This is a genomic window from Terriglobales bacterium, from assembly GCA_035764005.1.
Classification (GTDB): Bacteria; Acidobacteriota; Terriglobia; order Terriglobales; family Acidobacteriaceae; genus Gp1-AA112.
In genome coordinates this window covers 1-9,277 of sequence record DASTZZ010000012.1, presented here as the reverse complement: position 1 = coordinate 9,277, position 9,277 = coordinate 1, and the positions used below count along the sequence as shown (strand labels likewise).

Sequence of the window (9,277 nt, the reverse complement as noted above, 5' to 3'; positions counted from 1 at the left end):
ATCGCCGCCGGGAATGAAGCAAATCTCCTGCGAGTCAGGCTTCTCGGCGAGCGCCAGTCCGTACTCGTGCGCACGCGCGCGAACGTCGGGCTTCGACATGTTCCCTAATGGGAACAGAGTCTTGCTGAGCTGCTCCTGGGTAAGCCCAAAAAGGAAATAGCTCTGGTCCTTGCTGTAATCGCGTCCGCGCAGCAGCAGCCAGCGTCCGCGCTCCTCGGCGTACTCGATGCGCGCGTAGTGTCCGGTCGCCAACATGTCCGCCCCGATCTGTCGCGCCGTAATCAGAAGCTGATCGAACTTCAGATGATTGTTGCAGAGACTGCACGGAATCGGCGTACGTCCGGAGAGATACTCATCGACAAACGGACGCACCACGTCACGCTCGAAGCGCTCCTGATGGTTGACGACGTAATACGGAATCCCAAGCTGCTCGGCAACGTGCCGCGCGTCATAAACGTCCTCAATCGAGCAGCAGCGTCCCTGCACATGCTCCGGCATACCCTCGCGTCCGGCAAGCCGCCGCTGGTTCCAAAGCTGCATCGTGAGCCCCACAACCGGATGCCCCTCAGCACGCAGCATGGCCGCGACTGTGGAGGAGTCCACTCCTCCAGACATAGCAACGGCAATGGTCGGCTTGGGCATAGCAAAAGCTCCTGGGAATACAGTCGCAAAGAAGAACCAGAATGGCTCAGGAAGGACTGACTACCTACGCCAATTATAAAGTCAGGATACGAATCAGGACGCTTTTTGGGTGAAAACTTACGCAGGTGGCAGCCTACGCATCTATGCATGGGCGAGGCTCTAGCCTCATCTTGCACGACGAACAGATCCCCGGCTTTTAGCCGCGGGCTTTGATTCGACATGCATGATTCAAAGTTGCAGGGAGCGGCCACGGCTCAGCCGCAAAACATACCAAGGACAACGCTTTTGCACGAGACTGAAGCTTCGCATTAATCCGCGGGCTCCCACCTGAAATGAAAAAAAACCGGGGACGCAGCCGGAAGAATGCAAGCTGCTCGTTTGCGAGTCTACGCATCTAATTGCGCGCTATGCAGGACGACAGCGTTCCGACGGTTTACATCCGGGACGATACCCAAACCGCGGTTTCGCTCGGACGGCAAACGATTCGCTTTGTTTTTCATCTCGCGAGCGTTTATCTCGTGGTGCTTATTTGTTCCTCTGCGCTTGCTGGCTGGACTTATAGAAATCTGTTTTCCGCTCTCCAGATACACACGAAACGAAGCAGCTTCGAGTTCCTCTATACGCATTTATTGTTTTTCAGCTTCGTTCCAGCGTTCCTAACCGGCTTGGTGAACGCAAGATTTAAACATCGAGTCGCTGAGTTTGTTTGGATCATTCCGAGTCTCGTGCTCCTGTACAAGCTCGTAACATTTCCTGCAATGGGAAGCGTATTGGTACAAACCTCTTCATGGCCGGCTCTGCACGAATATTTCGGAGGAGGATTCCTTATTGCGGAATTTCACAACTGGACTCAGTACGCACAATTGTTCTCCAATCCAGATATGGTCAGGGGAATGACTCAACGAACCTTTACGGCGCCTTTCTACGGCGGTGTTGCGTATTCTTTGGCGGCTATGATCGGCCGTCGCAATCCGGCGCTTCAGACAGCGCTTGAAAGAGTTGCGCAATCCGAACATTTGCGACGGAATGCAAAATCCAGGGCCGAACAGGCTGGGCTGAAATCGCAGTAGTAAGCTCCGCCGTGACTCTATAATCTCCACTCGAACTTTGTGGCGTGTGCGGAGGCTCCGATGGTAAGCAGAGCTTTGCTTCTGCTCCTCTCACTGTGTGTTGCAGTATGCATCTCTACTGCCGGTTATGGCCAAGCGAATGACGTATCCGTCTCCGCAGGAGGAATTTTCAGTCCTAATTCCGTCAGTAACCCGATAAATACCGCGGGCTTCCCACCTTGTCCCACCTTTGGATGTTCGAATCCTCCAGCGTGCGTCGACTGCCTGGCTCCTAACGCCGCAACCTCCGGAGTCGCATTCGAAGGAACCTTTGCTCATCGGCTATTGAATCTCGATCTTGTCTCGCTGCACCTTGAGCTGCCCGTGATGGTAGCTCCTAATCGGAGTGGAGGCGGCGTTGGCAATTTCTCCCAACTGTTTTTTACTCCAGGATTGAGGCTCAAGTTTTCACTACCGTTAGTGTCTCCTTTTCTCTCGCTTGGTGGCGGATTCGGGCACTTCTCGCCCAAGAACGGATTCAATAATTCCTCCGTCACGCGCGGAGCACTTGGCGCGGGGGCCGGCGTAGATCTAGGCACTCACATCCCTCTGCTTGGATTTCGTGCTGAAGTGCGTGAGTTCTACACCGGGGATCCGTACGCGGCCACGCAGCACAGCGTCTTCGCCGGTGGTGGACTCGTCTTGAAGTTCTAATTCGGGAAAGCCCGGCGACACGTGGAACGTATTCTCACTTAAGAATTAGTTCGTAAGCACAACCGACGCCGGACCGCTCCCCGCAGCCACTGGCGACCCCACTTGAGTTAAAGATCCTGTATTTGGGTCAACGCTGAAAATGCTGACGTTGTTTGAGCCGAGGTTCGGGACGTAAGCAAAGCGGCCGGCCGCATCGAACGTCAGCGCGACCGGATTGGTGCCTGCTGGGACGGTTGAAGCTGGTGTAAGAGTTCCGGCGACTGGATCGACGGCAAAAACAGAGACGCTATTCGCGATCGCGTTCGTCACATACAAGAATCGACCTTGTGCATCCACCGTCAGCGAGAACGCGCCATCTTCACTGGTAACGGAGGGCGTTAACTGCGTGAGGGCTCCCGATGCTTGATCGATTGAGAACGTAGTCACCTCATCGGAGACCAAGTGAGCGACGTAGAGAAACTTTCCTGACGGATGAATCGCGATCGCAGATGGACTAATGCCCACCGGTACCGCGCCTAGTAATCCCAATGCGCCGGTGCTGTCGACGCGATAAACCGTTACGTCGCTGGAGTTGAAGTTGAGCGCATACGCGAGCTGTCCGGCGGGATGAAAACGCAGTTCAATTGGCGCGTTGTCGGTCGAAACCTCTCCGCCAAGCGGAGTGAGCGCACCAGTGGTCGAATCCAGATGAAATCCGGTGATGTTATTGCCCTGCTGGTTCACTGCATAGAGAACATTCCCCGTGGGCCCAATGACGATCGACGTTGGTGCGCTGCCCGTGGGAATCGGCATGCCAACGGTTCGGAAGTTGCCGGTGTTGGCGTCGATGGCAAAGATCGATATGTCGTTCGAATCCAAGTTGCCTACATACGCAAAATGTCCTGAAGCCTCGGTTGTGATACGCCGCGGACGTGTGCCACCGGTTGGCACTGTGTCCTTAGGGCTCAGTAGCCCTGTAGCGGGATCGACGTCGAAAGTTGAAACGCTGTTTGATTGCGAATTCACTACAAAAGCAAAACGAGCCGCAGCGACTGGAGGCTGCCCGGAAGGAGAATTCGATGAGCCACAGCCTATCAACAGAAGCATGGAAACAATGAGGCTCAAATACGCAAATGCAGTATTTCTCTGAAACATGCTGTTCCCTTGTTTGAAATATGTGGGGCGAATTGATCTCGGAGCCGCTCCACAGAGTCCGCTGTCGTAGCTGAACAGAAACTTTTCAGCACGCGAGCTGCGAATCAAGCATATGGATTCGGAGTCGGCGAGTTCGTCTCATCAAAAGCAGCAAGTCCGCCCTTTTATCAGGGACGAGAGTGATGAGCGATACCCCCTGTAATGTCAGAGGTAGACAACTCGGAGACAATCCAGACAGCCTGACCTGCGCAGTTCAGAAAAGAAACCCAGCACGAAAATTGCGCAGATCAGGATGACAGGTATTGAGGTTCTGAATGGGGAAAACCGCAGCATCGACGCCCGACGCTCCTCTTGAAATCGCGTACTTTCTCACCAGGGCTTCATTCACGAGGTCCTGCCTCGCAGTGTGTTATCGCGAAACTCTAAAACCCTGTCATTCGCGAAACTCTAAAAGCTGTCATTCTGAGCCCGCCTTTGGCGGACGAAGAATCTCCCGCGATGTTCGGGACTTAATTGCTGCCGGTAAGGCTCCTTCGCCATGCTCTGGGTCCTCGGGTTTTTCGAGCTTTACGATCGGGGATGTTCAATCCATTCTCTGGCTTGTTGTTCGGCTGCGGCTTTGGCGCCAGATTTATCCGCGTACTCGCCTGCGACAGCATCGAAGACGCCCGATAGAGGACTCACGCCGGGTTCCATAAAAGTCAATGTCAAGAGCAAACACTTGTCCTAATCCAGAGAGTGAGTTCAATTTCGGGGCGGCGCCGATGCGGCAAACTAACTGGTCGGGAACGGGATTGGATAGTACTTCTGGCGCAGTTGCTGGATTTGCGTTGTCAGGGCCGCAGCTTTGTCGCTATCGGCGGTAACGCAGTTTCCGGTGGTGCTGGGCGAAAGGCCTTGGTCGAATACGTCGATGGTCTGACTGTTGTTGTTGGTGATGCGGACAACATCGCTGACCCCGGGGACGGATTGCTGCACCTGACAGCTCGTCGAAAAGCCGGTAGAAGCCAGGTACGCTTCGGCAGCCGCGTTCAACGCACTGTTTTCACTCGCGGTGATACTTCCTTTGCGAATGATGCCGGAGGGCGAGGGGCCGGCCGCGAAGTTTCCTGCGCTGTCAACCGTAAAGCCGTAGCCTCCGGAGCAGGCAGACGGGGCCATGGCCTCACAGCTGGTTTGTTCGAAAGCCTGCTTAAACGATGGGGCTGGAGGCATGCCACTTCGGGGATCGCCGATAGAAGAGCCGCACCCGGCGAGACCAAGCATAACCAGCAAGAGAAAAAGCCGACAGAGCTGAGGGGTCATCAGATTCCCTCGCGTATATCAGAGACATTCTGTGTCCAGCGTGTTGCACGTCCCCGTAGCAAATGCCGATAAAACTGCGCCAATGTGGCTTCGGTTTTTGTCGTCGGTTTCGCCGAAAGCCGATAGCTGCTCTTGCCTTTGCTTTTGCCGTTGTTCTAGCTGGTAGCTGGTAGCTGAGTGCCGAATGCGCTTCTCTCAGCCGTCTCGAGCGCGAGGAAGAGGGTATCTGAAGGTGAAGTGCGGACAGCTTTAAAAAAGCACCTTTAGGAAAAAGAAGCCAGATCAAGGCTGTCCCGCTCTGTTTTTCAATTACCTGCGGAGTGGCCGCCTCTTTATATTTGTCAGAATTCTCTTAGTGTTTTGTTGGCAATCGAAGGTATACTCCCGCTCTATTGTGTGACTGTGTGACCTGCGGCATGATCCTGCGTTCTTCCTGAGTGGCCGCCGCGAACTGGAGATTGAGATGATCCAGAAGGGTAAGCCACTTTATTACGGCTGGTGGATCGCTGCGGCGGCGGCAATTGGGACGGGGCTGGGCGGTCCACCGATCCTTGTGTTTTGCTTTCCTGTTTTCCTGAAGGCGCTCACCCATGAGTTCCATGCCAGCCGCTCGGCTATTTCGCTCGCGTTCACATTGCACAATGTTGCGTCTGCATTGGCTGCGCCGTTCGTAGGACGACTGCTGGATCGAATCGGCGTGCGCAAGTTCATCGTCGGTGGAACGCTTCTGCTTGCACTGTTGTTGATCGGCAACAGCTTTATTACCGTGAGCGTCGCGGGAATCTATGCCTTCAACATACTTGGAGGGATTTTCGGCCAGGGCTCTGGCCCGATCCCTTACTCCAAGGCAGTTTCAAATTGGTTCGATCGATACCGTGGGACAGCGCTTGCCCTCATGATGGTCGGTCTTGGGTCGTCCGCGATGGTGATGCCCTCGATCGTACAGCGCATTATCTCCATGATGAGTTGGAGAGCGGCGTATGCGCTCTACGGAGGCGCGATATTCTTGATTGCGCTTCCAGTACTCGCTGCCGCAATGAAAGATACGCCGGCAGAGTTGGGACTCTTTCCCGATGGATCGGCTGTTCCACCCAGCGTCAACGTTGAAGGTCCTGAGGGGCTTACGTTACAGGAGGCGCGCCGCAGCGGAACTTTTTGGCTGCTCATCGCCGCGGTAGTTCTGCTGAGCTCCAGTGTGCACGCCTGCGTGATGCATCTGGCGGCCATGCTCACCGACGAAGGAATGTCGGCGCAAACTGCGGCGCTTGCAAGTTCGATGGCGGGTCTCGGGCTGCTCGGAGGCCGAGTCATCACCGGCTTTCTGCTCGACCGATACTTTGGCGCACGAGTCGCGATGTGCTTTTCCGCTTCCGCAGTATTGGGAGCCGTCCTCCTTCTAATCACACGCAGCGGCTCAATTCCCTTCTTAGCAGCCTTCTGTATTGGTCTCGGCATGGGAGCGGAGGGCGACCTGATCGCCTACCTCACCAGCCGCTATTTCGGGCTGCGGTCGTTTGGCGAGATCTATGGCTTTATTTTTGGATCGTTTGTGCTCGCTGGAGCTTCTGGCGCGTTCCTTATGGGCTTCGGATTCGATCGTACCGGCTCGTACACGGCGCCGCTGATCGGATTTGTTGTGGCGATCTTCGCTGCTATCGTCCTGTTCAGCAGGCTAGGCCCATATCGGTATGTAGTCGTTACGCCATTCGCTGAAATTGAGAGCCTGCAACGCGGAGCTACGGCAGGCGCGTAATCACATTAGTAGGAAATGTTTGGAGGATTCCCATAATGGCAACAGCTCAACTCTCTGCTGAGTCCGCTAGATCTGAACACAATCCTGCACCGCTGCTTGGCATTGTTCTCGAAAGCCTTAATCTGCATCAGGCCGTGTTCGCGGCGGCAGAGTTGGGAATTGCCGATCATCTCGCCGATGGACCGAAATCTACCAGTGAACTCGCCCGGCAGTTGGGTCTTGTGGAAGAACCTTTGTACCGCGTCCTGCGTCTCCTGGCCAGCCAAAGCATTTTCTTCGAAACCGCTCCGCACACTTTTGCAAATACGCCGGTCTCCAATTGTCTGCGCTCGGATTCGCCGGTGTCGCTGCGGGCGATGGCACGGCTTCGTGGAACGGACTTCCTATACCGCTCGTTTGGCGAGATTTTGCACACGCTGCGTACCGGCGAAACCGGCAGAGAAAAAGCTCTCGGCGTGGAGGGCTGGGAATATCTCAGGAGCAATCCCGAAATGGCACGCCTCTTCGACGATGCAATGACGAGTCTTGCGCGTATCGCAGCTCCGGGCATCGCGGCAGCCTACGATTTCTCGCACTGGGAGAGCCTCATGGATGTCGGCGGCGGCAATGGTGTGCTGCTTGCCGCAATCTTGCGCGCGCATCCGAAGCTGCGCGGCGTACTCGGCGATCAGCAACATGTTCTCGACCGTGCCCGCCAGCGCGGCTTTCTTGGTGGAGAGCTGGCAAACCGCAGCTCGATGCAATCCTGCGATCTGTTCAGCAACATACCTTCGGGTTGCCGAGCGTATCTGATGAAAAGTGTGATCCACGATTGGAACGACGAGGACTCCACACGCATCCTGCGCAATTGCCGCAAAGCCGTACCCAACGATGGCGCGTTACTGCTGGTCGAATTTGATTTACCCGAAGATGGCGCTCCCTCGAGGGGAAAATTTACCGACGTGACGATGTTGATTGTCACTGGAGGAAAGGAACGAACAATCCCCGAATACAAGTCGTTGTTTGCCGCGAGTGGCTTTCAGCTCACAAAAGTCACCCCCACACCAACCGGCTTCAACGTGATTGAAGCGTTTCCGGTATGAGCCGCGACTGGTAGCTGGCAGCTGGTAGCTCGGCATTTGTTTCGCCTTTGCCGTTGCGTTCGCAGTTAGCTGGCAGCTCAGCAGCTTGGGAGCTTAGCAGCTTGTTCATAGCCGAACGCCGATGACAAACCGGGGACGATAACAAACCGGGACAGACGGAGGGTATTCTCCTTCTCCTTCCCGATTCAGGAAACGTCCCGTCTGGAAGCTGTAAAGAAATGGCTTTCTGTCCCCATGTTTCCATATTTCCGAGTGCCGGAGGCACGACATGTGAAAGCCCAGGACAAAGTCCTGGGTGCGATTGGTTTTGAACATGAGTCCCGGAGGGACGATACCTCCGCGAACGTAGGATTCAACAGAGCCACAATCCAAATCGCGGAAAACGGGAGTCCATCGTCCGTAACCGTCGCTTTCAACGGTGCCGTCCCTCCGGGACTCGAATTTGTTTTTGTTGCTGACCCAGGACTTTGTCCTGGGCTTTCACATGTCCCTTACGGCGATTCGGAAACTCCCAAGTGCAGGCGAATCTCCGTCTCCCCTTGACTTGTACTTGTCATGGATGTCCCCATGTTTCCGGTAAGCTCCGGCCAGCCTTGCCACATGCTTATAAAAACATATCGTCGTTGACCCATCCGGACTTGGTGGTTACGCTGTGAGCGTCGACATCCAGCGCAATCAGCTAAACGGGGACAGTTTCCAAAATGCCGCCTTTCCCAAGCTCGACTCCACACAAAAACGCAGTAAGACTGAGTGGTTTGGTGCTCCTCATTTGTGAAGTTGTTATCGCAGCGGTGAGCGCCACGACAATTGAAGGGCCTCCTTCCTCACGGACCGCAGGCAGCTCCGTGGCAGTCCTGAACAACTTTGCGCCGGATCTGCTTCACGGGGACGACGGCTTACCAGCGAGTCCACGTTTTCCTCTCAAGTATGGTCCGGTAAATACCGCGATCGACGTTGACGGTAACGCAATCGATGCGCATGAGGCCCATCTTGCGTACTTTGAAGGCCAGTACTGGATGTATGGACGCGAGTGGGGTTGCGGCACGATGTCGTTCAACCATGACCGGCCGGAGGATGCGACTCGCAACAATCAACCCGAGTGCGGAATCGTGTCTTTGTCGTCGCCTGATCTGGTGCGGTGGCACGTCGCCGACCGCGACTATATCCCCTTGGTCGACGGTAAGCAGGTCGGCGACCAAAAGCCGCAGGTGGTATGGAGCGCGCCGCGGCACCGATACCTGATGTGGTTTGTCGGACCGCATGGCTATTACATTGCGCAGTCCACCTCGCCGGGGGGTCCATGGGGCGACGTAATTAAGCCGACTGGTAAGTACCTGAGTCATGACCTGGATATCATGGTCGAAGCCGATGGGTCGGCCTATGTCGCAAGTGATGTGATGGCGGACATAGTGAATGGCGTCCCCAACTGGGACGTGTGGGTGCAGAAGCTGAATCCGGACCTGACCGGAACCACCGGCGAAGCGGTGCGTGTGATGTCGCACGTCAGCTTCGAGGGCATTGGGTTTTTCGAGCACGAAGGATATTGGTACCTGGTGGGCGGCCATACCTGCCCCAACTGTCCGTCGACGACGATCTCT

General features: G+C 55.5%; 8 protein-coding genes. 5 read left to right on the top strand and 3 right to left on the bottom strand.

Features of this window, described 5'->3' with window-relative positions; translation table 11 throughout:
* On the bottom strand, positions 1-642 hold a 642-nt coding region (locus VFU50_01745; protein HEU5231554.1), incomplete at its 3' end, for an asparagine synthase-related protein.
* A gap of 407 nt (positions 643-1,049) precedes the next feature.
* Between VFU50_01745 and VFU50_01740 the strand changes: the two genes are divergently transcribed.
* Complete coding sequence (locus VFU50_01740; GenBank protein ID HEU5231553.1) at positions 1,050-1,712, top strand: hypothetical protein; 663 nt, start codon at positions 1,050-1,052, stop codon at positions 1,710-1,712.
* Between the two features lie 459 nt (positions 1,713-2,171).
* Positions 2,172-2,405 carry a hypothetical protein gene (locus VFU50_01735; protein HEU5231552.1) on the top strand — a complete coding sequence of 78 codons (234 nt, stop codon included), beginning with the start codon at positions 2,172-2,174 and terminating at the stop codon, positions 2,403-2,405.
* A gap of 45 nt (positions 2,406-2,450) precedes the next feature.
* Here the strand turns inward: VFU50_01735 and VFU50_01730 are convergent, their stop codons facing one another.
* Both VFU50_01730 and VFU50_01725 read right to left on the bottom strand, forming a co-directional pair.
* On the bottom strand, positions 2,451-3,539 hold the full coding sequence (locus tag VFU50_01730) for a beta-propeller fold lactonase family protein (GenBank protein ID HEU5231551.1): 1,089 nt from the start codon (positions 3,537-3,539) through the stop codon (positions 2,451-2,453).
* Positions 3,540-4,313: 774 nt separating this feature from the next.
* Positions 4,314-4,700: a hypothetical protein gene (locus VFU50_01725; GenBank protein ID HEU5231550.1), complete on the bottom strand. Its 387-nt coding sequence runs from the start codon at positions 4,698-4,700 to the stop codon at positions 4,314-4,316.
* A 607-nt stretch (positions 4,701-5,307) separates the two neighbouring features.
* On the opposite strand from VFU50_01725, the gene VFU50_01720 reads away from it, so the two are divergent.
* From VFU50_01720 to VFU50_01710, 3 genes are all read left to right on the top strand, one after another.
* Entirely contained in the window at positions 5,308-6,597 is a 1,290-nt protein-coding gene (locus tag VFU50_01720) for an MFS transporter (protein HEU5231549.1), read from the top strand.
* 35 nt (positions 6,598-6,632) lie between these two features.
* Positions 6,633-7,679 (top strand): methyltransferase, encoded by a 1,047-nt coding sequence (locus VFU50_01715; GenBank protein HEU5231548.1) that lies wholly within the window; start codon positions 6,633-6,635, stop codon positions 7,677-7,679.
* Positions 7,680-8,524: 845 nt separating this feature from the next.
* Positions 8,525-9,277: family 43 glycosylhydrolase (locus tag VFU50_01710; GenBank protein HEU5231547.1), on the top strand; the 753-nt coding region annotated here is incomplete at its 3' end.

What these genes read in the sequence shown, in the direction of transcription:
- VFU50_01740 (HEU5231553.1), top strand. Translation starts at nt 1,050, where the DNA reads ATGCAGGACGACAGCGTTCCGACGGTTTACATCCGGGACGATACCCAA.
- VFU50_01730 (HEU5231551.1), bottom strand. Translation starts at nt 3,539, where the DNA reads ATGTTTCAGAGAAATACTGCATTTGCGTATTTGAGCCTCATTGTTTCC.
- VFU50_01725 (HEU5231550.1), bottom strand. Translation starts at nt 4,700, where the DNA reads ATGGCCCCGTCTGCCTGCTCCGGAGGCTACGGCTTTACGGTTGACAGC.
- VFU50_01720 (HEU5231549.1), top strand. Translation starts at nt 5,308, where the DNA reads ATGATCCAGAAGGGTAAGCCACTTTATTACGGCTGGTGGATCGCTGCG.
- VFU50_01715 (HEU5231548.1), top strand. Translation starts at nt 6,633, where the DNA reads ATGGCAACAGCTCAACTCTCTGCTGAGTCCGCTAGATCTGAACACAAT.